The organism is Vibrio genomosp. F6, assembly GCF_005146325.1.
In the GTDB taxonomy this organism is placed as follows: Bacteria; Pseudomonadota; Gammaproteobacteria; order Enterobacterales; family Vibrionaceae; genus Vibrio; species Vibrio cortegadensis.
This window is the reverse complement of sequence record NZ_SYUT01000028.1, coordinates 147,155-172,964: the sequence shown is the minus strand read 5'-3', so window position 1 is coordinate 172,964 and position 25,810 is coordinate 147,155. Positions and strand designations below refer to the sequence as shown.

Annotated in this window: 23 protein-coding genes; 8 read left to right on the top strand and 15 right to left on the bottom strand. The window is 40.5% G+C overall.

Going from position 1 to position 25,810, the window contains the following annotated elements:
* Positions 1 to 679 precede the first annotated feature (679 nt).
* Positions 680 to 2,407 (bottom strand): bifunctional metallophosphatase/5'-nucleotidase, encoded by a 1,728-nt coding sequence (locus FCV43_RS12175; RefSeq protein WP_170961655.1) that lies wholly within the window; start codon positions 2,405 to 2,407, stop codon positions 680 to 682.
* 373 nt (positions 2,408 to 2,780) lie between these two features.
* Here FCV43_RS12175 and FCV43_RS12170 point away from each other — a divergent pair, with 373 nt between their 5' ends.
* Positions 2,781 to 4,412, top strand: coding sequence for an ATP-dependent endonuclease (locus FCV43_RS12170; protein ID WP_017051209.1), 1,632 nt, complete (start codon positions 2,781 to 2,783; stop codon positions 4,410 to 4,412).
* A gap of 184 nt (positions 4,413 to 4,596) precedes the next feature.
* Here the strand turns inward: FCV43_RS12170 and FCV43_RS12165 are convergent, their stop codons facing one another.
* Entirely contained in the window at positions 4,597 to 5,088 is a 492-nt protein-coding gene (locus FCV43_RS12165) for a DUF1097 domain-containing protein (protein ID WP_136995335.1), read from the bottom strand.
* A 206-nt stretch (positions 5,089 to 5,294) separates the two neighbouring features.
* The gene (locus FCV43_RS12160; protein WP_136995334.1) at positions 5,295 to 6,200 is read right to left on the bottom strand and encodes a LysR substrate-binding domain-containing protein; all 906 of its coding nucleotides are present in this window, start codon (positions 6,198 to 6,200) and stop codon (positions 5,295 to 5,297) included.
* A gap of 289 nt (positions 6,201 to 6,489) precedes the next feature.
* Between FCV43_RS12160 and focA the strand changes: the two genes are divergently transcribed.
* Positions 6,490 to 7,938, top strand: a complete 1,449-nt coding sequence (focA, locus tag FCV43_RS12155) for a formate transporter FocA (protein ID WP_017051206.1) — start codon at positions 6,490 to 6,492, stop codon at positions 7,936 to 7,938.
* A 273-nt stretch (positions 7,939 to 8,211) separates the two neighbouring features.
* Here focA and FCV43_RS12150 read toward each other — a convergent pair whose 3' ends face one another.
* From FCV43_RS12150 to FCV43_RS12140, 3 genes are all read right to left on the bottom strand, one after another.
* Positions 8,212 to 8,781 (bottom strand): YceI family protein, encoded by a 570-nt coding sequence (locus FCV43_RS12150; RefSeq protein WP_017051205.1) that lies wholly within the window; start codon positions 8,779 to 8,781, stop codon positions 8,212 to 8,214.
* Positions 8,778 to 9,317: a cytochrome b gene (locus FCV43_RS12145; protein WP_113798000.1), complete on the bottom strand. Its 540-nt coding sequence runs from the start codon at positions 9,315 to 9,317 to the stop codon at positions 8,778 to 8,780. The genes FCV43_RS12150 and FCV43_RS12145 overlap by 4 nt, the downstream gene beginning before the upstream one ends.
* Positions 9,318 to 9,505: 188 nt before the next feature.
* On the bottom strand, positions 9,506 to 9,754 hold the full coding sequence (locus FCV43_RS12140; RefSeq protein ID WP_017051203.1) for a DUF2164 domain-containing protein: 249 nt from the start codon (positions 9,752 to 9,754) through the stop codon (positions 9,506 to 9,508).
* A 169-nt stretch (positions 9,755 to 9,923) separates the two neighbouring features.
* Here FCV43_RS12140 and FCV43_RS12135 point away from each other — a divergent pair, with 169 nt between their 5' ends.
* The gene (locus tag FCV43_RS12135; protein WP_113797996.1) at positions 9,924 to 10,556 is read left to right on the top strand and encodes a hypothetical protein; all 633 of its coding nucleotides are present in this window, start codon (positions 9,924 to 9,926) and stop codon (positions 10,554 to 10,556) included.
* Between the two features lie 125 nt (positions 10,557 to 10,681).
* On the opposite strand, the gene FCV43_RS12130 is transcribed toward FCV43_RS12135, so the two are convergent.
* Positions 10,682 to 11,644 carry a GGDEF domain-containing response regulator gene (locus tag FCV43_RS12130; protein WP_136995333.1) on the bottom strand — a complete coding sequence of 321 codons (963 nt, stop codon included), beginning with the start codon at positions 11,642 to 11,644 and terminating at the stop codon, positions 10,682 to 10,684.
* 138 nt (positions 11,645 to 11,782) lie between these two features.
* Here FCV43_RS12130 and FCV43_RS12125 point away from each other — a divergent pair, with 138 nt between their 5' ends.
* Positions 11,783 to 12,220: a DUF3069 domain-containing protein gene (locus FCV43_RS12125; protein ID WP_017051200.1), complete on the top strand. Its 438-nt coding sequence runs from the start codon at positions 11,783 to 11,785 to the stop codon at positions 12,218 to 12,220.
* A 157-nt stretch (positions 12,221 to 12,377) separates the two neighbouring features.
* Here the strand turns inward: FCV43_RS12125 and modC are convergent, their stop codons facing one another.
* Genes modC through FCV43_RS12105 form a run of 4 tightly spaced genes read right to left on the bottom strand, consistent with a single transcriptional unit; the run spans position 12,378 to position 16,428 of the window.
* Entirely contained in the window at positions 12,378 to 13,487 is a 1,110-nt protein-coding gene (gene modC / locus FCV43_RS12120) for a molybdenum ABC transporter ATP-binding protein ModC (RefSeq protein ID WP_136995332.1), read from the bottom strand.
* Positions 13,484 to 14,176: a molybdate ABC transporter permease subunit gene (gene modB / locus FCV43_RS12115; RefSeq protein ID WP_017051198.1), complete on the bottom strand. Its 693-nt coding sequence runs from the start codon at positions 14,174 to 14,176 to the stop codon at positions 13,484 to 13,486. Before modB ends, modC begins: the two co-directional genes overlap by 4 nt.
* A gap of 10 nt (positions 14,177 to 14,186) precedes the next feature.
* Positions 14,187 to 14,945 carry a molybdate ABC transporter substrate-binding protein gene (gene modA / locus FCV43_RS12110; RefSeq protein WP_136995331.1) on the bottom strand — a complete coding sequence of 253 codons (759 nt, stop codon included), beginning with the start codon at positions 14,943 to 14,945 and terminating at the stop codon, positions 14,187 to 14,189.
* Complete coding sequence (locus FCV43_RS12105; protein ID WP_136995330.1) at positions 14,938 to 16,428, bottom strand: cobyric acid synthase; 1,491 nt, start codon at positions 16,426 to 16,428, stop codon at positions 14,938 to 14,940. The genes modA and FCV43_RS12105 overlap by 8 nt, the downstream gene beginning before the upstream one ends.
* Before the next feature lie 173 nt (positions 16,429 to 16,601).
* Here FCV43_RS12105 and FCV43_RS12100 point away from each other — a divergent pair, with 173 nt between their 5' ends.
* The 4 genes from FCV43_RS12100 (at position 16,602) to FCV43_RS20645 (ending at position 20,787) form a co-directional block, all read left to right on the top strand.
* A complete protein-coding gene (locus tag FCV43_RS12100; RefSeq protein WP_136995329.1) occupies positions 16,602 to 16,976 on the top strand; it encodes a YgiW/YdeI family stress tolerance OB fold protein in 375 nt (124 codons plus the stop codon).
* Between the two features lie 91 nt (positions 16,977 to 17,067).
* Positions 17,068 to 17,592, top strand: coding sequence for a hypothetical protein (locus tag FCV43_RS12095; RefSeq protein WP_113797981.1), 525 nt, complete (start codon positions 17,068 to 17,070; stop codon positions 17,590 to 17,592).
* A gap of 294 nt (positions 17,593 to 17,886) precedes the next feature.
* Complete coding sequence (locus FCV43_RS12090; protein ID WP_170961653.1) at positions 17,887 to 18,612, top strand: substrate-binding periplasmic protein; 726 nt, start codon at positions 17,887 to 17,889, stop codon at positions 18,610 to 18,612.
* Between the two features lie 3 nt (positions 18,613 to 18,615).
* Positions 18,616 to 20,787, top strand: coding sequence for an HD domain-containing phosphohydrolase (locus FCV43_RS20645; RefSeq protein ID WP_240697158.1), 2,172 nt, complete (start codon positions 18,616 to 18,618; stop codon positions 20,785 to 20,787).
* 145 nt (positions 20,788 to 20,932) lie between these two features.
* On the opposite strand, the gene FCV43_RS12080 is transcribed toward FCV43_RS20645, so the two are convergent.
* The 4 genes from FCV43_RS12080 to nrdD form a co-directional block, all read right to left on the bottom strand.
* On the bottom strand, positions 20,933 to 21,634 hold the full coding sequence (locus FCV43_RS12080) for an ATP-dependent zinc protease family protein (RefSeq protein ID WP_136995327.1): 702 nt from the start codon (positions 21,632 to 21,634) through the stop codon (positions 20,933 to 20,935).
* 75 nt (positions 21,635 to 21,709) lie between these two features.
* Positions 21,710 to 22,891, bottom strand: coding sequence for an amino acid aminotransferase (locus tag FCV43_RS12075; RefSeq protein ID WP_017052789.1), 1,182 nt, complete (start codon positions 22,889 to 22,891; stop codon positions 21,710 to 21,712).
* Positions 22,892 to 22,995: 104 nt separating this feature from the next.
* Positions 22,996 to 23,472: an anaerobic ribonucleoside-triphosphate reductase-activating protein gene (nrdG, locus tag FCV43_RS12070; RefSeq protein ID WP_017052790.1), complete on the bottom strand. Its 477-nt coding sequence runs from the start codon at positions 23,470 to 23,472 to the stop codon at positions 22,996 to 22,998.
* Between the two features lie 179 nt (positions 23,473 to 23,651).
* Entirely contained in the window at positions 23,652 to 25,772 is a 2,121-nt protein-coding gene (gene nrdD / locus FCV43_RS12065) for an anaerobic ribonucleoside-triphosphate reductase (RefSeq protein ID WP_136995326.1), read from the bottom strand.
* Between the last annotated feature and the right edge of the window lie 38 nt (positions 25,773 to 25,810).

The following is a 25,810-nucleotide window of genomic DNA, read 5'->3' as shown; positions in this document are numbered from 1 at the left end:
AATCACCTCAAGATATGAAACCAACCTAATACTATCGATAGTTTTCATAATAGATTTTTTTCATAGTAAATAGCTTTAATCGTAAATTGATTTCATAGTAGATAGCTTCGACTGCAGATAGTTTCCATTGTAGACAGCCATTCTTACTTGTAACCATACACAAGGTTTCGAGGTTAGCTTTCACTTTCTTGGGGCGGCAATATTTGTGAGTTGGTAAACGCTTCAATCCATTTATTTACGACAAGTCATTCAGAGTCACTACTTGATTGAGTTTATATTGGGTAAATGTTGAGAACTTGGGAAATGGGCATAAAAAATCCGATAAACAGAGTCTATCGGATTTTTACACATTGATGGGAGCGTTCAATTTCTCTACCGATTAATATCTAAACTGCTCGGCACTAAAGCTCAATGCCCCCTTATTATGCGATTAATCTAACTTAGACTCCGGCTAACGGAATGAAGTAAACTAATGCTGACCAAATCGATACCCATCCGATAATGACGGCAGTATCTAACCAATCTTTATACCACATATTGTCCCCTTGCCTCTTCTGCGATCCACACATACAAAACGCAAATAAAACTGATATAGATAAAGCAAGGTTTGTGCCATAAGAAATGTCGTAAATATCGCCTATTGAGGAGATTCACCCCTGCCGATTGCAATTGATTTGAACTACTTCTGGCAAGAGATCCCTTTTTCATTGAGTTTATCTGGGTAATCCGTCAGCATTTGTTGAAAACAGTCCGCCATTGATAGGTTGGTAATCATACCTTCTTCTTTCATGTCCAGAACCGCCTCATAACCTTCTTTCCCTTTCATGGTATAAGCGGAAGACGTTCCTCGATATAACTTCTTGGAATCAACGGGTTGCCAGCCATGTTTAGCGCTGTATATTTTCAGGCTTTCAATACGCTGACCTACCCTCTTATCCGCACAGTAATTAAATGCAAGGTTGTGAGTATAAGGGTAACTGCCTGACCCGGTTCCTTCTACTCCGTTGTTCGTGGCATTATTAATCGCCCCTTCTAACATCAGTTCAATGGTCTTCCCGGATACATCATAAACACCAATTGGTACGGCAAAAGGCAGCAACTTTCCGGCAATGTCGGCAATCGATACATCGCCTGCATTAAGAGAGTTTCTGACCCCCCCTGCATTATGTATCGCAAATTCAGCATTCATTCCCCTCTTATTCATGGCATGAACAAAAGATTCAGCAACTAACGGGGCCAGCTCACTTGCCCCCTGCTCATCGGGAATTCGTACATGTCGCAATTTCCTTGGGGTGTAGCTGATGATCTGCTGCTGAAGTTGTCGTACTTTTGGGATGTACTTATCACGCAGAATACTCTGTAATTGCTCGTCTTTTTTACATACCACAACATTAGGGTGATTCCCTAAATAGTCACAAGCAGCAACATGAGCTTCATCAGTTCCCATTTCATTGAGACTTGGATCTAGAAATAGCCGCCTTCCTAATAAAATATCATTCTGGCCGACAAAACGAGTCACATGACCATTCGCATCAAAATCAATCTCACAATGCCCTAAACTTAGCGCATGAAAGCCTGCCTGAACGATGTAAGTATTATCAACTTTAACGCCATATTCATCATCTTTTGCGAGACCGATCCCAGAGAAGTCTCCTTGCAATCTATGGCTATGTCCACCAACAATAATGCTAATGCCTTGAACCTGAGAAGCAAGTTCAAGATCGGCCTCATAGCCTAAATGGCTCAGTAAAATAATTTTATTGATACCTTGAGAGTGGATCTGCTCTACGGTATTTCGCGCGGTTAGAATCGCATTAGCAAAGGGGGTATCAGAATCCGGATTCGCAATGTCGGCCATTTTATCTAAAGACAATCCAAAAATAGCGACGTCTTCATCATCAAAGGTTTTAGTGATGTATTGGGCAGATTGCGTAGCAGGAATATACGAACAAACTCGTTGATTTTGGGCTAATGTAAAGGCTTTATCTTGGTTTTCATTGGATAGATCCCAGTTCCCTGCAAGCAAGGGAAAATCAATACGCTGGGCGAATTGAGCAACAGGTTCATTGCCCATATCCAATTCATGATTGCCTAACGTCATGGCATCGATCTGAAGCCCATTCAATAAATCAGCGTTTGCTTCCCCTTTAAATAGGGAGAAATACAACGTTCCTTGAAAACAGTCACCTGCATGCAAAAAGAGGAAACCTTTTTTCTGCCTATGAGCTTCACTTTTGAGTTGCTGAGCTCGTGTGGAGATTCGAGCAAAACCACCAGCACTCACATACGGCTCTAATACACTACCAGCAATAGGAAGGGTTAACTGCAATGACGTAGGTTCAAAATAAGAATGGGTGTCATTGATATGCGCCAGCGTTATTTTTACTGGTTTGTTCTCTTTTGTCATCATCTGTTCTTTCTCAATTATTCCACCCAATACTAAGGGCTGAATCATGACAGAATCGTGAATTTTATGAAACTGGTATGCAAAGAAATTTATCTTCCATATTTGCGGTCTATTTGGAGAAGCGTTCTCATTCGGTTCAAAAGTAGAGAAACAAAGACTTAGTTTGATGTAATCAAATACGAAATGTGACACAAAAGCCTACATGCTCTGAATTTATCGATTATGCTAATCATGTGCGATTTATATTCTAAACCTGTTTACATTCATATAATTACCGGGAATAGATTATGGCTTTTCCCCGGTATTGATTAGGTTTAATATCAATAAAGATTGAAACCGTCTGCAGGTTCTCGCGTTTTTAAGGAGTGATTCTATGCAATTAGACAGAATCGAAATTTCTGGATTCCGTGGTATTAAGCGCTTGTCGTTAAAATTCGATGAACTCACGACCCTCATTGGGGAAAATACGTGGGGTAAATCTTCTCTCCTCGATGCTCTTTCCGTTGCACTACCAGCAAATGGCGTACTTTATCAATTTGAAATGCAAGACTTTCATGTTGACTATTCGATCTCTCACCCACAAACCCAACATTTACAGATCGTGTTAAGTTTAAAGGCGAATGATAAAAGCGAACTTAAAGCAGGTCGCTATAGAAAACTAAAACCAATCTGGATTGAAGATGAAGATGGTGACTACCGCATCTTCTATCGTATTAGTGCGACTCTCGATCAATACGCCATTGAGACACACTATATGTTTTTGGATATCGAAGGTAAGCCGCTTAAGCTTCATCACTCCGAGAAGTTAGCTCAAGAGTTAATGACTCTGCACCCTGTGATTCGTCTGCGTGATTCACGTCATTTTGAGCGTCCATTCAATCACACTAATGGCAAGAACGGACGCGTCGAAAAACGTATCGACAACACGTGTCGTCGTCTAATGGCGATCCCAGGGCATGTCAATAAAGGAGAAATGCGCAGCAGCTTAAACTCAATGGAAACCCTGGTTGATCACTACTTTTCTTTTAAAAATCAATCGCGGAAAAATCCAAGAAAACCTCGTGACGGCCTGTTTTTCACAAGCAATACCAATGAGCAGAATGTCACTCAATTCGTTGAAGAGACCAAAAACAAGCAGACTCGCTTGTTGTTTATGGGCTTACTAAATGCCTATTTACAAGCTAAAGGGCCTAACGAACTTCGCCGATGCGCCCGCCCACTATTAATTATCGAAGATCCAGAAGGTCGATTGCACCCCACCCATCTCTCTAGAGCTTGGGGGTTATTGCAACTACTCCCAATGCAAAAAATTCTTACGACTAACAGTGGCGACTTGCTTGGTTCTGTCCCACTGCAATCAATTCGCCGTTTAGTCCGGCAATCCGATAAAACCATCGCTACCAGTTTAATGACCAATAAACTTAGCAAGGATGAACTGCGTCGAATTGGCTTTCACATTCGCTTTCATCGTACTGGCGCTCTGTTTGCTCGTTGTTGGTTATTGGTTGAAGGTGAAACAGAAGTTTGGTTATTTAACGAACTGGCGAATCAATGTGGCTATAACCTTGCGGCTGAAGGGGTACAAATCATTGAGTTCGCACAGTCTGGTTTAAAATCGTTGATCAAAGTGGCAAAAGCGTTTGATATCGATTGGCATGTGGTGACGGACGGTGATGCTGCAGGTAAAAAATATGCTGCAACGGTACATTCACAACTAGGGAACGATCAAGAGAGGCATAGGCTTACCGAATTGCCGGAAAAAGACATTGAACACTATCTTTACAATAATGGCTTCGAGTTGTTTTTCAAAGATATGATAAAAATCCCACATGATCACCCGATACCTGCCAAAAAGGTAGTGGCCCGAGTGCTTAAAAAACATGCCAAGCCGGATCTCGCTCTGGCAATCGTTTCTCATTGTGAAGACAAAGGAGTTGAATGTATCCCACTATTACTACGTTGGACACTTAAACGTGTTATCACCATGGCAAACGGTAATACGTAAACTGCTTTGCTATCTCTAATTAATATTGTGAAATCGAAAATAAAACCAGTATTAATTGCTGCTATCCAACTATAAAAAATGGCACACCACTACGGTGTGCCATGTATCAAATCATTTGATATACAGATACAAATTAATCGGGGGATTATCAAACTCTATCTACTTAGTTAACCACCCATTGAAATCATGACTGAGTTTCAACAGTTTGTTTGGTAAGAGAAGTCGATTGACTTGATTTTTGATGAAGCCAAAGGCCAGATGCTTTCATTAGGTAACCAAATACGCCACCTAAGATTAAAGATGGGATCACCAGTTGCCAATCTCCACCTGCCGCAAATGTTGCACATGAGCCAATGAATGTCCCTGGAATATATGCCAGCCAAGCTTGTTTCGCTTGAATGCACATAAAGAAAGCAACAATTGCTGTAACGACATAACCTAAGATTTCTAGACCAGCAAAGGTTGAACCATGGATAATCACCATCGCCCAAAACACACCACTCATATTCGTTAATAAGCTTTCTATTAAACCTTTTACACCACCCGTTGGGGAAGCGAAATAGCTCGTACAGCCAAGGAAACCCGCCCAAGATAGAAGCCCTAATGAAATCGCAATCCAACCCCAAAGGCCAGATAGAATTCCGGTAGTTAACGATATAGCAAATAGTGTACTCATATAGCCCTCATTCAAATCATGCGTTACAAAGCTTGTAACCGTCTGGATTTGGCATCAGTAAAATCAGAGTAAATAATATCTGATGCCAATCACAAGACGAGTGATCAATGTCACAAATGATATGTCGAGATATACATGTTTTTCATTAAAAGTTTGACGCAACCGATAAAACAACAGAATTACGACATAATGAAATCAAACCGCATTCATAGAATGTATGGTTTTCCTTTCATCATTCTCAATCCTTCACGTTTAATGCATTCCACTAATGGGTTCTCTGCCATGTCTACACGCCAAATAAATGAGAGTGTTCTGTCCATTTTCAATTCAGGTACATTTAATGCGACAAGCTCACCATTATCAATGAAGCGTTCTACATCAAGATAAGGTAAACAAGTTAAGTATTGACCATTGGCAACTAAGCTACGCAGAACTGGCACATGCTCATACTCTCGCCATACATCAAGATCACCAATTAGATGATGAATAGAGCTATCAAAAATATTGCGAGTACCCGATCCATGTTCTCTCAATACCCATTTTGCTTGCTCTAACTGAGCTAAGCTTACTGTTTCACGTTTAGCAAATGGATGATGTGCCGCGGCGACTACGATTAAGTGATCTCGGCACCAGATCTCTTGATGGATTCGATTGTCATCACAACGCCCTTCAATGATTCCCAAGTCATATTTATAATCCAGAACATCTTCGATAACACCCTTGGTACTTTGGACCCCTAGCGTGATCCGCATCTCAGGAAAGTCGTTATCAATAATACTGATAAGGTCTGGCACCAAGTGCTCTGCTGGTGTTTGGCTTGCGCCTAGATTAATTTCGCCACTCAATAAGTGCTGTTCGAAAAAACCCATTTCGATTTGTTGTGCATCCTGAAGAAGACGCTTCGCTTTGGGCCTTAACCATATTCCCCAATGTGTAAGCGCCATTTGCTTCCCTTGCCTTTCAAACAAAGGTCTCCCAAGCATTTTCTCCAATTGAGCGAGTGACATACTGGTTGCAGACTGAGTTAATGCAAGCTTATCGGCGGCCTGGCTAACACTGCCAGAGTCAGATACTGCGTCAAATACCGCGAGTTGCTTTAATGAATAGCGCAAAGTTAGGTCCTTTTACATCTAAACGAGTGGAAATATGCGTTTTTATTACTTCAAACACCCTATCGATAAAACCGATGTCTGAGCAACTAATTGCATTTTACGCATACTTTTATCTATATCAATAAATTTGATACGAATTGTCAGAATTATCAATTTTACCTGTTGACCACTTCCTCATAATCTAAGTGGGAAGCGCAGCAATGGCTACGCTGATTTTAGATTCATCTCTTCAAATATGCAGAAACACTTATTAAGGAGCATTCAATGTTCAACTGTTCAAGGAGCCAATATGTCTACTGCTAGTTCTGAAAACCATCAGCTATTTTCGCCTTATGAAATGATGGCAGAAGCAGAAAAATTTGCGCTTAGTAAAGCCAAGAAAACCAGTGGTATGACTTTGAGCCTGGCTGTCATGGCAGGTGCATTTATCGGACTTGCTTTTCTTTTCTATATCACGGTTACAACGGGCAGTGCAGACGCAGGATGGGGCTTAAGCCGATTCGCTGGCGGGCTTGCTTTTAGTATGGGCTTAATTTTGATTGTTATCTGTGGTGGTGAGCTTTTTACCAGTTCAGTACTTTCCAGTATTTCTTGGGCAAATAAACAGATCAGTTTTGGCAAGATGCTATCGATATGGGGAAAGGTTTATGTCGGTAACTTCATCGGCGCAATGTTTCTTCTTTTATTAGTCACCGCCGCAGGTCTGTACCAAATGGATCATGGGCAATGGGGATTAAACGCTTTAAACATTGCACAACACAAACTTCACCATAGCGTAGTGCAAGCTTTTGCTCTGGGTATTTTATGTAACTTATTAGTTTGTTTGGCTATCTGGTTAACGTTTAGCTCTGCAAATGCAATGACAAAAGCAGCCATGACGATTCTACCCGTTGCAATGTTTGTCAGCAGTGGCTTTGAGCACTGTGTAGCCAACATGTTCATGGTTCCACTTGGCATTGTTATTCAAAACTTCGCGCCTGAATCATTTTGGTCACAAGTTGGGGTTAGTGCGAGTCAATATGCTGATTTAAACATTACTCAATTTGTCACTGCGAATCTTATTCCTGTAACCCTTGGCAATATTGTCGGTGGAGCCGTTCTTGTCGGCCTCGCAAACTGGAGTATCTACCGTCGCCCACAACTAAAAGCTGCAAACCTAGCAACAATAACTCAACCAACAACAATTACGTCAGTTAAGGATATTACTATGAACAACAACCTACTTGTAAAAGACATCATGGCAAGCAACTCAATTTCTCTAAGTGCTGAAATGCCAACATCTGTCGCAATTGATACTCTGCTTGATCACAACTTAAATGGCGCACCAGTTTGCGACGTTGAAGGTCGTCTAGTCGGATTCTTCTCTGTTCATGATGTAATGGTTGACCTTTGGTGCCAAGATTACATTCCAGCTAAAGATCAAAAAGTTGTCGATTTAATGAATCGTGATGTAGTGGCGATGGACTCATCTGATCGCTTGGTTGATGTTGCTGAATTCCTTTGCATTGATAAAGACCAGCTTTTCCCAACATCAGGCATGGGCATTGCGACTCAACTAACATCACTCTCTTTAGAAGAACGCGCAAAGAGCATGCAAGTTAGCAAGCCTCATGCACTTCCTGTTCTAGAGAATGGCCAAATGGTTGGCGTGATTTCAAGAATGGATGTATTGAAAGCATTACGCCCAGTATACGGTGAAAGACTGAACATTGTTGAGCGTGAACTAGAAACCGCTTAATAGGTACAACTTCGTATCCATTAACAATAAACATGGTTTTTGAATCGCAGACATATTGAGTTCATAAGAACATACAAGGAAATAAGTCGCTTTGAGTTCATGTAATATTCACTATTAGCATTCCAAACCATCAAGCCCTCGGCAGTTCATCACTACCGAGGGCTTTTCTATTTAGAGTGCATTTCTATTTAAAATGCATTTATATTTAGCGCACTTTAACGTTGAAAGGCATCACGCCAATCTATCACTCAAATGGACTCGAATGTGAAGACGCTATTTTTTAACACCTTCTACATGTAACTCCATATCAACGTAACTTGAGCTTCCCATAACCGCAATGCCAAAATCAGCTAATTCAAGACGAGTGGTACCATTAAACCCAGCACGCTCTCCACCCCATGGGTCGCTGCCTGCACCAATAAATTCTGCATTAATCGTTATAGGCTGAGTTTTCCCGTGCAATGTAAGATTCCCCATAACATCAAGTTTACCATTACCTTTATCGACAACTTTTGAGCTACTAAAGGTCGCTTCACCAAATTTACTTGCATCAATAAAGTCAGCACTTCGGATATGCTTATCGCGCTCTGCATGGTTTGAGTCTAAACTTGCGGTGTTAACCGTCACGTTCACTTTCGATGCTTCGATGTTATTACCATCATAAGAAAACTCACCACCAAAATCATTAAAGCGACCTTTGATGAAGCTATACCCTAGGTGGCTAATTTTAAAATTTATCGATGCGTGTGCACCCTTAGTATCAATCATGTAATCGGCTGCGCTTGCACTAAAAGGTGCCGCCATAACAAGTGCTAATCCAGTAGCAAGTAGTGTTTTTTTCATTTTGAAGCTCCTATCATTTTGCGTAGCGTATTGTCTTTATCAATTATGTGATGTTTTAAAGCAGCAAGTGCATGAACAGATGCAAGTCCAACTAAAATACAAGCGGTGTAATAATGTATGTTGCCAGCAATATCTGATTGATTAGCAAAGAGTTCACCGAGGCTTGGTACGGTAAACCAAGTGAAAACATCAATACCTCTTCCGTCGGAAGTTGAAATCAGATAACCAGATACAAAAAGAACGAATAATAAAACGTACATAAGTAGATGCACTATTTTTGCAGTAATCACTTCGTATGCTTTACCTTCTACTTTTGGTGACGCCGTAACATGCTTCCAAAGCATCCTGCCTAACGTAACAATGGCAAGAAGAATACCGACCGAACGGTGCCAGTCTGGAGCCGTTTTATACCACTCACTATAGTAAGTGAGATCAACCATCCACAGGCCTATGCCAAACATGCCAAAAATCGTAATCGCCGAAACCCAATGAAGGAGTCGAGATACCACATTGTAATTTTTCACTGTATTATTCATATTACTGCCCAAGAATTGTACTCACTGCATGTTGCTAAAATTCGACACCAAACCAAAAAGTAACATCAAGGTAACATTCCGCATTTGGATGACACATATTATTTACCAATCTTTACACAATCAAGAGAGCTTGAAATTAAACAACTTGTTCGAAAAATTCGAATGAACTTTTCTGATTTAAGCTCTCGCTAGACTTCTACTATTTTTTCGATTTCATATAGCTCATCACTAATGTCCATTATCTTTCTTTCCATCACCTTTTGAGCATCAGCGATACCTTGGTTATAATAAACGGGTCCTAATTTTTTGCTCAGAAAGTCTAATAGAAATTCTCCATCAAATTGCCCAAGCTCACTATCTAGCTCTTCTTCAAAGTAGCGTTGTAAGGCGGCTACCATGCTCTGTTTTGTTTTAGGTTCAAGTACAATTTCAGTCATTATTTCTCCTTAAAGTGATATTACTTATCTCTCAAATAGCTTATGCCATCAGACTATTACTATTATTTATAGTATGGCTCACGAACTCAGAGCTTAATTATAGTTCTCATAGAAAACAATGTGATAGTCTTTATCAGTTTCCAGATCTTGCCCCGCATAGGACTTCCATTTGTTATTAGACTTAGTAATACGAAGTATCAACGAATTTCAAGTTGACTGTTTAAAACTGTGCGAGCGACACTACCCTACGGTTCATAACCAAGGAATGAGTGAGCATCACCTAAGCCTTGCTTACACGCGCAGAATGCAGAACACGTTGAATAATTTCGGTCATGAGTCTGTCGTACAAGCTTTAGAGACGATTGGAAGCCCAGATCCTGCCCACCACTACCGTATATCTTCACCTGAAGGAACGGTTTGGGTACTAACGCATCATATGATCAGTGCCGGAAAAACTTGCAGAGAAAATCTCCTAGCAGATATAACAGAGTGGCAAGCTGAATATGGTTACGCCATTCAACCTAATGATCTGCTGCTTCTGATTAGTGATCACTGGATAAGTCGAAGTAAAAAGAGTCGTGAATTGTTGCATTGGTGGATGGGAGAGCTGCCAGATCAGATAGATGAATACAGCGAGCAAGGGATAACGTTGTATGAAAGTGATTCACAGCTCACTCAATGCCTTGATCACCGCTTTAATATAAGCCCGTGTTATATTAAGTTTGGTCACCCACTGCAAAGAAGCCAGAATAAACAATTAGTTCGAAAGTACATTCAACTATACGCCGTATTACAGTGGTAATAACTGCACTTAAAGCTATTTCAATGCTATTTGCCACATAATTTTGAGGATTTCAATTCATCTCGATTACATGGCTTTTATATCAATAACCGATAAATTCAATAGCCGATAAAACATCGTAAGTGCTAAGTCGTTTCAATCCACATTTTAAAACTATTTCTACCATTCTGCTTTGCTTCATAAAGCGCTTGATCGGCTTTCTTATAAATATCACTCGGCTTTTCTTTTCCTGTTGGAATTAGCGTAACTATCCCTTGCGAGACAGTCACATAATCAGCAGTTGGTGAATAAGCATGTGGATAGGCAAGCTCAACAATTTTCGACTTGATTCGAAGCGCTTCTTTTTCTGCTTTCTTATCACCGACACCACTTAATAGTACCGCAAATTCTTCTCCACCATAACGGCCAACAAATTCACCTGAGCGTGTAAAGAGTTCATTAAGTGTGTTAGATATAGACTGAAGGCATTTGTCACCTTCTATATGACCGTAGTTATCATTGAATGGTTTAAAATGGTCAACATCAAGCAGAATCAAACAAAATGGGATTTTATGGCGACCATGCCAACCAATAGCATCTTCTAGTTGCTTATCCATATATCGGCGGTTATATAACTTAGTGAGCCCATCTTCATTCGCTTGTTGTTGCAACATAGCATTGAGCTCTTCAAGTTTTACAGACGCCGTTTTAAGCTCTCGTCGCATCATAGCTATTCGCTGCATCGCGATTAACTTCGAGTTTAATACAAGGCGATCAACGGGTTTAATCAGGTAATCATCCCCCCCAGCCTCAATCGCTCGTGCAATCATTTCTGGCTCTTCATGGCTACTCAAAAAGATAATGGGAACCCAATCAGGAAACTGACTACGAATTTTTTGAGAGACCTCAAAACCATCCATGTCGGGCATTGATATATCGAGTAAAACTAAATCCGGGTCAAAGCTTGAATAGACAGCCAAGGCCTCTTTTCCGCTTCCTGCCGCTTCCACTTGATGTCCTAACTGCTTGAGCCTAATAGCAAGCTGCATACGGTCTAACTTCACGTCATCGACGAGTAGAATTCGCATTGAAGAACCCGCAACACTCATAAATAGCCTTATTAATTATTAGCTAACATACAAGTAGATATACCATATGAAACAGGCTCATTCACGATTTTTTGCTATATTTCGTTGACTTTTGGCTGAAACTTTTTAGCATTGCTTTCTTTTATACGAGAATTTGTCATGTCAGACGCAACTAACACAGAGCAACCTAAAGTTGATCTAGAAACTATTTCACCAGAACTACGCAAAGTCATGGAGTTTGATCAAGTCCCTGAAGCGATGTATTTCATGGTTACGTCGATTCATGAAGTATCTGAAGATGCAGTACGTGATGCTTGGGATACACTTCCAGCAAGTGCACAAAATGTGCTAGACAGTTTTGAACAATTCCACGCATTAATTTCTGTAAGTCAGGGTTTTGCTGGTATTAACGTAATGGAAGAGTTCCCTACGTTGAAATTACCAGAAGATATGACTGACGAAGCGAAAGAAGAATATCGTGCAGAGCTTCTTGACCAAGTCCTTCACAACTGTGTAAAAGATATGGTTAAGCAAATAAAGAAAGCACGTCGCGACCCAATTTTGAAGCGTGATTTCAAAGAAGTGTTCGTAAAATAATATAACTCTTTATCGGTTACATTATTAAAACGCACAAAAAAAGCATGGCATCGGCGAGTATTAACTCGTGGGTGGCATGCTTTTTTGTTCCAGCAGATTCTATCTAGTCACTGAGTAAAATGACTCATTAAATCCAATACGGATTAGCGCATGAAGACTATTCATGTGTAAATGCGATATCGCGTTGAGTGACACTCACACCTTTGATTTGAACATAGACATCCATCCCTATATTAAGATCCAACTCATCTAATGCCCAAGGGGTTATTGTCGCCCAAAGTTGCCTATTTGTTCCCAAATCAAGTTGGACACCAACACTCTGCTTATCATTCGCAATGTTCTTCGACTCTATGAGGCTTACACGAGCTTTTAAGATGTTCCTGATGGATGTTCGCTCCGGTTTATCTAAAGCAATTGAAACATCGTTAGCTCGTACCTGAAGCCTAATGGATGAACCTAGCTTCCCATCAATCCCTTGAACCCATAGAAAGACATTCTCTGCTAATTGAACTTTGGTCAGTGCATATTGGCGATGATGTTCAGCGATGGTGGCTTCAAACAAACTACTTTGCTCAGAGAAAGACTGCCACGGGCGCATGGAGTTTGAACCCCAAACTTCTTCAATTGAACCTGAAATTTCTACCTTGCCATCATTCACAATCACCAGATGGCTTGCTAATCGCAAAATTTCATTCAAGCTGTGTGTCACATACAGGATTGGCGTTTTAACTTCGTCAGCTAACTTCTCTAGAAACGGCATGACTTCACGCTTACGAGGCAAATCCAACGATGCTAAAGGTTCATCCATGAGCAATATGTCTGGTTTACTCAATAATGCTCGGCCAATCGCCACACGCTGCTTCTCTCCTCCAGAAAGATCCGCAGGATAGCGATCGAGCATATTAGTCAGAGACAACAGTGTAACGACCTTAGAAAAATAAGTGTCATCCGCTTGCTTCACACCATAGGTTAAATTGCCTTTGACACTATAATGAGGAAAAAGGCGAGCGTCTTGGAAAACGTAGCCAACGTTTCTTTTCTCTACGGCGACATCGATTGAATGGTTATCATCGAACAAAATACGGTCATTAACTTTTATCAAGCCAGAATCGGGCTTGATTAGCCCACTGATAACATTAATTAATGATGTTTTTCCTGCACCAGAACGCCCAAAAATAGCGGTAATCCCTGTCGCCGGAATATCAAGATCAACATCAAATTGCGTTTCACCAAGCTGCTTTTGAAATTGCAGTGAAATTAAACTCATGACTGACTTCCCAAGCGTTTATTGGCTTTTTTGGACAACCAATCAGAAAAAAGTAAAGATGCCAGTGCGATCGCAATTGAAATCCCACACAGTCTCGCCGCTTCGAATTCCATCCCTGGGGTTTCGATAAAATTGAACATCGCCAATGGAATGGTCTGAGTCTCTCCTGGAATGTTAGAAACAAAGCTGATGGTTGCACCAAACTCCCCTAAACTTCGGGCAAAAGAGAGCATAGTACCGGTAATAATCCCCGGAATGATCATAGGCAGTGTAATCGTGATAAATACTTTAAAAGGAGAAGCTCCCAATGTTTTTGCCGCTTGTTCTAACTTAGGGTCAACACTCTCTAAACTCAGCCGAATTGCACGTACCATTAGAGGTAAAGCCACAACGACGCACGCTAATACGGCCCCTTTCCAACTGAAACTGAAAACAACATTGAAATTATCCGCTAACCATCGGCCGATAATACCTTGCTTTCCCATGACTACGAGCAATAGATACCCAATGACAACAGGAGGAAGAACAAGGGGAAGATGTAAAATACTATCTACTATCCCTTTTCCAATAAACTGTTTTCTTGCTAACAGCCATGCGAACCCAACCCCAATAGGAATTAGCCATAAAATGCTGATCGATGCGACTTTCAAACTTAAATAAAGTGCATCGCGTTCAAAGTCTGACAACATGTCGATTCTCTTATTGAGCTAAAGAGTTGAACCCAAATTGATTCAAGATCTCTTGAGCCTTTTCAGATTGTAAAAATGCCGCTAACTCTAACGATTCCGGCGAAGTATTAACGATAGCAAGAGGGTAACGAATAGGATCATGACTTGTACTAGCAAACTCAGTGATCAATTGGACATTCTTACTTTGTAATGCATCCGTTTTATAGACAATACCGAGTGGAGCTTCACCCCTTTCAACCAACGCTAAGGTCATGCGTACATTACTCGTTGGAGCAGTTAATGACTTCACAGCATTCCAAACATTTAACGATTGAAGGGTTTGTCTTGCATAGATACCAGCAGGCACGGCTTGTGGATTTCCGATTGCCAGTCGCCCTTTACCAATATTGGTTTGCCAGTCGCGAATATCCTCAATGGCAAACGGTTCAAGTGTCGATGTTTTAGGGGCTATAAGAACCAATTGGTTTTGAGTAAACGGGAACACATTCTCTTGCAAAACAGAACCACGTTTCACTAAATGCTGCATCCAACTTTCGTTAGCAGAGATAAACAGACCCGCAGGTGCCCCACGTTCAATTTGCCTTGCTAATGAGGAAGAACCCCCATAGATTGGTAATACATCAGTATCACTAGTCGTTTTAAACTCTGCCAATAAGGCATTCATAACATTGGTTAATGATGATGCAGAATAAATTTTCACATTAGCTTGCGCATTCAGTGAAATACAGAGCATGCTTATAACACTTGTTGTAATAACTTTTTTAAGCATTTGAATTGTCTCTGCCCCAGTGGTTTTTCAGTTCTGGCCATAATTGTTCTAAATGCATATGCTCTTCAATCGCATCAGCAATCGTATTGATCGCATTATCTTTAATAGATTCAAAATCAACACTTTCAACCGTGGATTGGTTTGCCCATTCGCAAATCAAGCTTGTCACCTGAGGTGATTCAAACAAACCATGCAGATACGTTCCCATGACTTGATTACAGTTGCTCACTGCCCCGTCCGCTTGCCCATTACTCAACAAAACAGGCTGTGACTCATTTACCTGACTCACACCAGCATGAATTTCATACCCTGAGACTGGAACAGATTTGTTATTCAAAGTGAGCGTTCCAGTTACGTTGGTAAGATTCTTGTCAGATTTAAGTTCAGTTTGAACATCGAATAACTCCAAACCAGCACTCGTTCCTGCAGGGCCTTCAATACCTTGAGGGTCTTCAATCAATTGCCCAAGCATTTGATAACCACCACAAATACCAATCACCTTTCCGCCTAAACGAATATGACGTTTGATATCCGCATCCCACCCCTGAGATCGAGCGTAATCAAGATCCGCTCTTACCGATTTCGTACCGGGGAGAATGATCAAATCAGCTCTATCTAATTTTTCACCTTTACCCACATAACGGAAATCTATATCAGGGTTCAGCCGTAAACTATCAAAATCGGTGTGATTACTGATTCTTGTAAACACAGGAACCACAATTTTTATTTTCGCATCATCATTTGAGACCTGTTCCGATATGATGGCATCTTCCGCTTCTAAATTTAGCCCGTGGATAAAAGGTAGAACACCAAGCACGGGCTTGTTTGTTTTCTCTTCTAACCAGTCTAAACCGGATTGCAATAACGCGATATCGCCTCTAAATCGGTTGATAACAAAACCAATAACACGATCTTGCTCTGATTGAGAGAGTAGCTCTAGCGTGCCATAGAGATGAGCGAACACCCCACCACGATCAATATCGGCAACGATAATAACCGGAACGTCTGCTTTCTCCGCAAACCCCATATTCGCAATATCATTCGCTCTTAAATTAATTTCAGCAGGGCTGCCCGCGCCTTCGATCATGACGCTCTCAAACTCTGCATGAAGCTTTTCAAACGAGTCCATGACGGTTGCCATCGCCACTTTCTTATAATCATGGTAACTCGTCGCCTCCATATTACTAATAGCACGCCCCTGAAGAATGACTTGCGCGCCAGTATCAGAGTTAGGCTTTAATAATACAGGGTTCATATGCACTGTTGGTTCAACATTGCAGGCTTGAGCTTGCACCGCTTGTGCTCGTCCTATTTCACCACCATCTTTCGTAACGGCACTATTGAGTGCCATATTTTGTGGTTTAAATGGGGCAACTTTAACGCCCTTTCTCGCTAATACACGGCATAAACCTGCCACAAGAACACTTTTCCCGGCATCGGATGTCGTGCCTTGGACCATTAACGATTTTATCGGTGCATGCATAGTGGTACGTCTTCTTAAGTCATTAGATTCGTTATTGATAAAACTATTTTACCCTCATTCCCAAGATAGTGCTCCGATAAATGAACCGAAAATGAATGTAACACTCAGTATTAATTCAAAAAAGGAGTGCTTTAATAGTGACAACTTAAACGAACAACGAAAGAGACATTCTTATGAAAAAAACAATTATCGCTTTAGTATCCACTTTAATCCTTGCACCTTCACTAGCGCTAGCGGGCAACGACCACGATAACAATCGCCAAGCTTCTATCCAGTATAATGGCCCTGTCGATACAACTTCCGTTTCAGAGTTACTTCAAGATACCAGTATGTTTACAGAAAAAGAGGTCGTTATCGATGGCACTATCATTCGTCAATTAAAAAATGACAAGTTTGTTTTTTCAGATGGCAACGCTGAAATTCAAATAGAATTGGATGATGTCCATTTAGCAACACCACTAGATGCAAATACTAAAGTCCGTATTTTTGGTGAGTATGAAGGAGGCAACACGCCAGAGATTGAAGTAGACCACATCCAAATCATGTAATAAATCAAAGTTCTAGCACTAATGGCCTGCATATTGCAGGCTTTTTTTGTATTATATCGAAATTCAGTCTACCTATGACTTCGGAGCATTCATGCTAGGACAAGCACGACGTATCGCAGCTTTGGGATTATTAAGCCTTATTCCAATTTCAGCACAGGCTAATAATTTCAATTACAACATGATGGAATTCAGGATGGGTACTAGCCCTGCCACATTTGGAACTGAACTGACTACCTATTTCACTGAAAACTCACACTTTATTGGTCGTTTCGATAGTGAATTTAGTAATGATTGGGATCTCGCTGGTGGCATAGGCTTCAATGGGCCAATAAATCAGTTTGGCGATGTATATGGACAAATGCTACTTCATAGTGTGAAAGACAGCTCAGATACAACGTTCAAAACCGAAGTGAATCTCGGCACCCGATTTTGGGTATTAGAAGGTGTCGAAGCCCATGTCAAATTCGGTAAAATCATCGATAACGACGATACAAAATCGACCTTTGCTTTTGGTGCCCGCTTTTACTCTACAGAACAGCTCGCACTTGGGGCGGAAGTAAAAAATAGCGGTGTTTATGGCCACCAGATGGTGATGTCTGTCCGTTTCCATTATTAGAAAGGCAAGCGTGTTATAAAATTAGCACGCCTGTATAAAAAAACATACCGGCAACATTAATTCACAATGATATAACCCGCCCATTAACCATCCAAAAACCAATCATTAATCATCTGTATTCATTACTTTTTTTGGGTGTATTATTTAGTTGAACTTCATCACAATATAAAAACTAAGATTTTTTTTCACACTCAATATGTTATTATTTTGTATGTATTTATTCTAAAAGATGCACATTTTTAATAAGCAAGTTAGTGCACGAACATAATAGCAGTAAACAATGAAGAGATGGCTATGAAAAAAAAGTTACTAATTGGCCTAATTGCAACGTTATCTTGGAGTGTATCTAGTGCCGAAACTGTTTTAAACGTTGGCTTAATCGATCAGGATCGATCGCCTTACTTCTATCGTTCAGGGGATAATGGTCAAATCCGAGGAGCCTACATCGATATCCTCAATATTATTGGTGAGAAACTCGATGTATCATTCACATATAAGCAGCTACCCCAAGCAAGAATTCGTTTGTATATGAAAAATGGCCAACTGGATCTGGAGCCTGGTATTGCGCAAGACTGGAGACTTGAACCTGGAGAAATTAAAGCTACTGTTTATACCGATACATTCTACCGCTCCGAAGAGGTTATTGTTTATAACCCTAAACAATTTAAACAAACTAAAGTCGATATCAGCGATTTTGACCAGCTTATCCCTTGCTCAATTCTCGGCTTTAATGATTTTAAATTAATTAACGTCAACACTAAGAATGAAATCGCAACAGAAAAACAATCCATTCATCTATTGAAGTTGAATCGTTGCGATTATGCCCTTTTCCCAATTGATGTCATTAAGCCTGAGATTGAACAAGGTTACTTGGAACGAACTAAACCTGTTGCCATTTATAACCTTAGATTTAGGCTGGCAAAAAAGTATCAGTATTTACTTCCTGAATTTAATCGCCAAATCAAGTTAATGACAGAAAGCGGTGAAATAACACGCATCATGAATGAGCATACGGAATAATTTATGCATTTTAAGGCTAAAATACTCTCCATATTACTGCTCGCTGCCAGCTTATTTATTCTTGTGCATCAAGCGATCAAGGTTGAAATGACGCCTTCAGCCAATACAAGTACTGCCATTTCTGTGGCAACAAGTGAAATTGCAGACCTAAGCGCGCCTTTTGTTTATAATATAAACAAAGAGCAATTACGCCATTCCCTCAGTTCACAGCTCAATAATAATAAAATCATCCGTGGTGTTAAAATTACTGACGCCTTTTCTGATGAGGTCTTCTTTAGTTATTATACTTTGCATGAAAAAACGTACTTCAATGTGCCTCTTCCCAAAAAAATTACGAATCTTGCAAAACAAGAAACCAATATTGCATTTAACAATCAATATATAGGTCTATTAGAAGTCTATTACGATCTTGAAATGCAGCCGATACGTAATAGCGAAGAAGGCTCAAGGTTTGAAAATAAAACGATTACCTTAGCAGGGTTTTTCATTGCTCTTATATCTAGCCTATTTTTAGTTTTTTCTATTCTCTCTCAGCGAAGCCTTGCAGACGATAACTCTTACTCATTTGGTACAACCAAGTTTTCAATCATACTCGTGGTTTTAATGAGTATATTTATTACACTGAGTATGGCTGGTGGTTGGTACATCTTAGATGCGAATAAACAGTCAATCGAAGACCAATATAAAAATACAGTCCGTCAAACCTTGCATGAGGTTTCAGTTAACATCAACAAGCTTAGTGAAATTAGAGCCAATATTCACCACTATATAACCCAAAAGCTGACTTTCCAAAAAACACTTGCAAAACTGATTCGTGCCAGTGAAAACGATAACCTTAAAGAGGTCGCTTTCTATGAAGCAGAACTTATTGCCTTTTTTAATAAATATGATGCGTTCATTAGTGGTGAATCGAAGACCATCATCTCAAGTGAAGGTAAGGTTATATTAAATTACGGTTCACCTCTTAACCTGTCTCAAATTGACATGTCCTCTAATAGTGCTTTTATTCGAGCGGTCAGTGGCAAAATGACGCTATCACCGTCGATAACCTCTGTCAGTTTTGATGGAAAAATTAAAACATCACTCTACTTAGTCATTCCTATTTTCAACTTAGATCAACAAGTCGTAGCGGTATCATTTAATGAAATCGGCCAAAACAATGGCTTAAGCTCTGACTTTGATAACTATAATGTTGGAGAGAGCGGTGAGTTCTTATACACAGATCGTAGCGGTAACATTATTTCACCGTTACGCTTTAATATTGATAGCAAAGCTAACGTAAAATTTTCTAAATCCATCGCCCAGATCACCGCTCTGAGTGTCGATGAGAATGAACAAGCACAACTTGCATCGATTGTTGATTACCGTGGAAAGGAAGTATTTGTAAGCGCTCAGTGGAATGAACACTTAAATATGGCCTACTTCATTAAGAAAGATAAATCTGAAGTATTAAGTAGCTTTTATTCATTGCGCGACGGGGCATATATAATCTTCGGTCTCATTACTTTATTTAGTGTCCCATTTACGCTATTTACCCTTTACACAGGTAAACGTGCAAACGATAAAGTGAAAGCCTCTCGGTATGAAATATTAACTAGGCTTGGTAGCGCTGCTGAATTTAAAGATAATGACACAGCCCACCACATTACGAGAATGAGTTACTACTCCGTTATCCTAGCGAAAAAAATGTCGATGAATAAAGAGTGGCGCGAGTTACTTCTTCATGCTTCTCCAATGCACGATATAGGGAAGATTGGGGTACCAGACCATATATTAAACAAACCGGGTAAACTTGATCCTGAAGAGTGGGAGATAATGAAGCGTCACCCTGAATATGGGGCTGCCATTATTGCTGACTCAAACTCAGCCCTATTAAACATGGCTAAAGATATTGCGTTATATCACCATGAAAAGTGGAATGGTAAGGGATATCCGTACGGTTTGATTGGTGAAGCCATTCCCCTATCAGCGCGTATTGTTGCTGTTGCCGACGTTTTTGATGCTCTAACTAGTGAGCGAGTGTACAAGAAGGCTTGGTCTATTGACGATTCGGTAGAACTGATAAAAAGTGAGTCAGGACAGCACTTCGATCCTGAGGTCGTTGATGCCTTTACACAATCTATTGATGATTTCGTTGAAGTTAAACACAAGTTTTCTGATTCAATTGACGACTGAAAAACTAAACCCGCGAGTAATTAATGCTTAAATACTCGCTCTATATCTCAATCAAGAGATATAAATAAAAAGCCTAAATCGGAATACGGTTTAGGCTTTGCTATTTTAATTCGATCAATGTTATGAAAACGGTGAACAGTAGAATTTATTTCTTTCTTTTTGGCTGTACGAATTTTTTACTCACATCGACAACTGCCATATCTCTAAATAAACTACGCCCAATGAGTACCGGATAAGAGAGGTGACTACGATCGGCTAACGTGAACTCGGTTCTATCTTTCAAGTTTCCTATCTCAATCCAAGCAACAACAATCGCTCTTTTATCACCCTCTTCACTGCTAGACTGGCGAATCTTAACCCAACGTTCAACAGGAAGATTAATCTCTGCACTTTTAAGATCCCCATGTGAGATTTTAAATTTTACCCAATCTCTACCGTCCCGCTCAAACTGCACAATATCTGTCGCACTGATAGAGGAAGTTGTTGCTCCAGTATCAATACGAGCTTTAAAACTCTCTTTCAGACCGGGAAAGTAGACCCACTCTTCCTCACCTAAGATCAGCTTCCCATCAGCCGTCTTTTTCTCATTGACTACGGGAAGCTTAGGTTCTTCAACAGAACTTACTGCTTTTTTTTCCTGTTTAATTTCAGCTTCAGCCTCTAGTGCAGGGTCAGTTTCTATCTTTGACTCAATTGCTATCTTTGGCTCAGTAGCTATCTTTGGTTCAATTTCTGCTTTTGGTTGAGATGCCATATCGCTTTGTTCTGATGACAATGGGCTTGTAGAATTGCACGCCATCAAACTACTGCAAAGCATGAGGGGAATTATGTTTTTCCACTTATTCATTCGTTCACCTAATCCAACTTATAATGCTTACAGCTTGGAAGAGTTAACCAACCAAGCGATACAAAACATTGCTCATTACGCCACTTGTACAATCGATCGGGCGACAAAAGGAATGTGCTGCTCTGATAACCCAGCGATATTTATTCTGCCATCTCCAACCGCATAAATGCCAAATTGTTCGCGTAATTGCAGCATCTGTTCCGAATTAAATCCTAGCACAGTAAACATCCCCTTGTGACTTTCGATAAAGTCAAATTGATCTGTGTTGTGTACTGTTCGAAATTCATTACACAATGAGTGACGAAGGCTCACTAATCGCTGCTGCATTTCATAAAGTTCTGTTTTCCAAATACCGGTTAATTGTTGATCTTGAAGAATGGTTTTGACCAACGCAGCGCCATGATCAGGTGGCATCGTATAAGTAGAACGAGCAAGCGTGAGTAGTTTTCCTTTCGCATTCGCCACATCATGATTACTTTTACCAACTACAATTGCAGCCCCTGTTCTCTCACGATATAAACCAAAGTTTTTTGAGCATGATGTGGTGATTAACATCTCTTCCACATTATCGGCCATGTAACGCAAGCCTTTGGCGTCCTCTTCTAAACCATCTCCAAACCCTTGGTATGCAATATCTACAAATGGGGTAAAGCCATTTTTTTGAGACAGCTCAGTGATGGCTTGCCATGCTGAAAAATCAATATCAGCTCCTGTTGGGTTATGACAACAACCGTGCAAAAGTACAACATCGTTTACTCCCGCATTCGAGAGATCATCAAGCATACGACTGGTATCAACTTGCTTAGTTTGCGGGCTAAAATAGTGGTAAAAGCGAACGTTCAGTCCCGCGGCTTCCATGACTGGCTTATGGTTCACATAGCTTGGATTCGATATCCAAACCGTCGTATCAGGCTGGGCAATTTTCATTAAATCACCAAGCATACGCAAGGCTCCACTGGCTCCTGGTGTTTGAATTGCTGCAACTCTCCCGATAGCGGAAGTATCAGTCAGTAACAGATCAATCATACTTTGATTGAATTCTTCACAGCCTGCCAAGCCGACATAAGCCTTCGTTTTTTGAGTTTCAACGACGATATCTTGAGCCATTTTTACGGCTTGCATGATAGGCGTTTCACCTTGGCTATTACGATAAACACCTATGCCTAAATCTACTTTATCAGCACGAGCATCGTTACGGTATGCAACCGAAAGAGAGAGTATTGGATCGAGCGTTGGTTCTGGTAAGTGTGTAAACATGAAAGTCACAACCCTTTGAAATTCAAGTAATGACTTCACGTTAACACTAGTAAGATTAAAAATCGAAAGGAATTTTATAACTTTGTTATTGAACTGTAGCTTAGTTAATCATCAAAGGAAGTAAAGCAGTGGATGATTTGATTTGAACTTCCTCGCCACTCCAGTGCGGGATCAGCCAATTCTTGCTCAAACTTTCCATCAATCAGAGTATCAACAAATTTGACGATTTCTTGTTGCTCAGATGTTAATTCATCTAATCTGTACCCTGTCCACATCCAAATGTCTTTTCCTTCGCATTCTGCTCGAACACGTTTCACTAACGTTAAGATCGCAGATAGATTGGCTGGATGTAACGGGTCTCCACCAGATAAAGATAGCCCTCTTCGCTTTATTCTTGTGTCATTCAGCTCATTAATGATGTGATCTTCTAATTCTTGCGTGAACAGATGACCAGAATCGAGTTTTTGGGTGATTTGATTGTAGCAACCTTTACATTGGTGGATACAACCAGACACAAACAGCGTACAGCGGGTTCCGGGACCATTGATAACATCAACAGATTGATATTGATTGTAATTCATCAATCATTACCCCTTGTGGCAGTGGAGAATTAAGACGGACTTAGTGAGGGCGAAGTGGGACATTAAATTGAGACAATTATCAGGCATAAACATGAATGCTTTGCCTGATAATTGAATTTCAGAATATCAGCAACGAGTCTCTTGTTTTAGGTTGAACCTAAACGTTGCTAATATGATGACTACAAGTGTTTAACGCGTCGCTGCACTTCTTCTTGTTTACCGAAGTTAAATGGACGCGCGTCTGGGCTGCCTAAGTAGCCACATACACGGCGAGTAACCGACACTTTTGTTGAGTCATGGTTACCGCATTTCGGACAAGTAAAACCCTTACTGGTACATTCAAACTCACCGTTATAGCCACACTCGTAACATTCATCAATTGGTGTATTCGTACCATAGTATGGAACGCGGCTGTAACTGTAATCCCATACATTTTCTAACGCTTCAACGTTCTGCTGCATGTTAGGGAACTCACCGTAACAGATAAAACCACCATTTGAGATGTCAGGGTATGGCATTTCAAAATCGATCTTATCGTATGGGTTCACTTTCTTTTGTACATCAAGGTGGAAACTGTTGGTGTAGTAACCCTTGTCTGTTACACCTTCGATCAAGCCAAATTCTTTGGTATCAATACGACAGAAGCGACTGCATAGGTTTTCACTCGGAGTACCATACAAGCTAAATGCATAACCCGTCTCTTTCGTCCAAGTTTCCACTGTTTTCTTTAAGTAACGAACAATATCAAGCGCTTTTTCACGTAATTCAGCTTCATCATAGATGTGGCCTTCACCACTTGATAACGCCGTCATTGTTTCATGGATACCAATGTAGCCCAGTGAAATTGATGCTCGACCATTCTTAAAGATCTCTGCAATAGAATCTTCAGCATTCAAACGTACGCCACACGCGCCTTCCATGTATAGGATAGGAGCAACGCGAGCTTTTACATTCTCTAAACGGCTAATACGAGTTTCTAGTGCTCGACGTGCCAGTTTAAGTTTGTCATCTAACAGAGTGTAGAATTGATCAATATTACCACCCGCAGAAAGTGCAATACGAGGTAAGTTCAGGCTAACCACACCAAGGTTATTACGTCCTTCGTGTATTAATTCGCCATTCTCTTCGTATGTATTTAGGAAGCTGCGGCAGCCCATTGGGGTTTTGAATGAACCCGTCACTTCGACAACTTTGTCGTAGTTAAGAATATCTGGATACATACGCTTTGTTGCACATTCCAATGCTAACTGCTTGATATCGTAGTTCGGATCTGTTGCCTGATGGTTTAAACCGTCTTTAATTGCAAACACAAGTTTTGGGAATACCGCTGTTTTACGGTTTTTACCCAAACCAGCAATACGATTTTTCAAAATTGATTCTTGGATCAGTTTTGAAGCCCAGCTAGTTCCTAGACCAAAACCAAAGGTAACAAAAGGAGTTTGTCCGTTTGCTGTGTGGAGTGTGTTTACTTCATACTCAAGCGATTGGAACGCGTCATAACACTCTTTCTCTGTACGAGACATTGCAAATTTTTCTGGATTATGGATATCCCACTCTTTTGCAACGGCTAAGTGCTTTTCGTAGCTTGTTAGTACATAGGGTTCTAACACTTCATCAATACGGTTGATGGTTGTGCCACCATAAATATGACTCGCCACTTGCGCAATGATTTGAGCTGTTACTGCGGTTGCTGTTGAAATCGATTTTGGTGTATCGATTTCTGCGTTGCCCATTTTAAACCCACGAGTCAGCATGCCTTTAAGATCAATCAGCATACAGTTAAACATTGGGAAAAATGGTGCGTAATCTAGGTCATGATAATGGATATCACCATCTTCGTGAGCTTGTACTATATCACGCGGCAAAATATGAGTTTTTGCATAATGTTTTGCTACGATGCCCGCTAATAAATCACGCTGGGTAGGGATCACTTTGCCATCTTTATTGGCGTTTTCATTTAGTAGATCTGCGTTACTTTCTTCGATTAAGCCTTCGATTTCTTTTGTTAACGCACTCGATTTTTCACGAGAAATATCGCGGTCATGGCGATATTCAATATATGAGCGAGCAAGTCCTTTATACGGACCTTGCATCAGTTCATTTTCCACTAAAGTCTGGATTTCTGAAATGTGTACTTCATCGTAATCTTTTAGCTTCACTTCAACGGCTAAAGCTACGTTGAGTGCGTATATCGCCATTTCATTATCAATGTGTTCAGCTGCACTTTCTACTGCTGATTGAATACGATCTCTATTGAATGGCGCTCTTGAGCCGTCGCGCTTAATTACGATTGGTTTCACTATTTCCCCTTACCCTTAGAATACTCACAGACTTATCC

Bases quoted from the DNA above. Each gene is read 5' to 3' on its own strand.
- FCV43_RS12100 (WP_136995329.1), top strand. From the start codon at position 16,602: ATGAAAAAAACAATTATCGCTTTAGTATCCACTTTAATCCTTGCACCT.
- FCV43_RS12140 (WP_017051203.1), bottom strand. From the start codon at position 9,754: ATGACTGAAATTGTACTTGAACCTAAAACAAAACAGAGCATGGTAGCC.
- FCV43_RS12075 (WP_017052789.1), bottom strand. From the start codon at position 22,891: ATGTTTACACACTTACCAGAACCAACGCTCGATCCAATACTCTCTCTT.
- FCV43_RS12150 (WP_017051205.1), bottom strand. From the start codon at position 8,781: ATGAAAAAAACACTACTTGCTACTGGATTAGCACTTGTTATGGCGGCA.
- FCV43_RS12125 (WP_017051200.1), top strand. From the start codon at position 11,783: ATGTCAGACGCAACTAACACAGAGCAACCTAAAGTTGATCTAGAAACT.
- FCV43_RS12130 (WP_136995333.1), bottom strand. From the start codon at position 11,644: ATGAGTGTTGCGGGTTCTTCAATGCGAATTCTACTCGTCGATGACGTG.
- modC (WP_136995332.1), bottom strand. From the start codon at position 13,487: ATGAGTTTAATTTCACTGCAATTTCAAAAGCAGCTTGGTGAAACGCAA.
- FCV43_RS12145 (WP_113798000.1), bottom strand. From the start codon at position 9,317: ATGAATAATACAGTGAAAAATTACAATGTGGTATCTCGACTCCTTCAT.
- modA (WP_136995331.1), bottom strand. From the start codon at position 14,945: ATGCTTAAAAAAGTTATTACAACAAGTGTTATAAGCATGCTCTGTATT.
- FCV43_RS12175 (WP_170961655.1), bottom strand. From the start codon at position 2,407: ATGACAAAAGAGAACAAACCAGTAAAAATAACGCTGGCGCATATCAAT.
- FCV43_RS12170 (WP_017051209.1), top strand. From the start codon at position 2,781: ATGCAATTAGACAGAATCGAAATTTCTGGATTCCGTGGTATTAAGCGC.
- FCV43_RS12090 (WP_170961653.1), top strand. From the start codon at position 17,887: ATGAAAAAAAAGTTACTAATTGGCCTAATTGCAACGTTATCTTGGAGT.
- FCV43_RS20645 (WP_240697158.1), top strand. From the start codon at position 18,616: ATGCATTTTAAGGCTAAAATACTCTCCATATTACTGCTCGCTGCCAGC.
- focA (WP_017051206.1), top strand. From the start codon at position 6,490: ATGTCTACTGCTAGTTCTGAAAACCATCAGCTATTTTCGCCTTATGAA.
- FCV43_RS12080 (WP_136995327.1), bottom strand. From the start codon at position 21,634: ATGAATAAGTGGAAAAACATAATTCCCCTCATGCTTTGCAGTAGTTTG.
- FCV43_RS12105 (WP_136995330.1), bottom strand. From the start codon at position 16,428: ATGCATGCACCGATAAAATCGTTAATGGTCCAAGGCACGACATCCGAT.
- FCV43_RS12095 (WP_113797981.1), top strand. From the start codon at position 17,068: ATGCTAGGACAAGCACGACGTATCGCAGCTTTGGGATTATTAAGCCTT.
- modB (WP_017051198.1), bottom strand. From the start codon at position 14,176: ATGTTGTCAGACTTTGAACGCGATGCACTTTATTTAAGTTTGAAAGTC.
- FCV43_RS12165 (WP_136995335.1), bottom strand. From the start codon at position 5,088: ATGAGTACACTATTTGCTATATCGTTAACTACCGGAATTCTATCTGGC.
- nrdG (WP_017052790.1), bottom strand. From the start codon at position 23,472: ATGAATTACAATCAATATCAATCTGTTGATGTTATCAATGGTCCCGGA.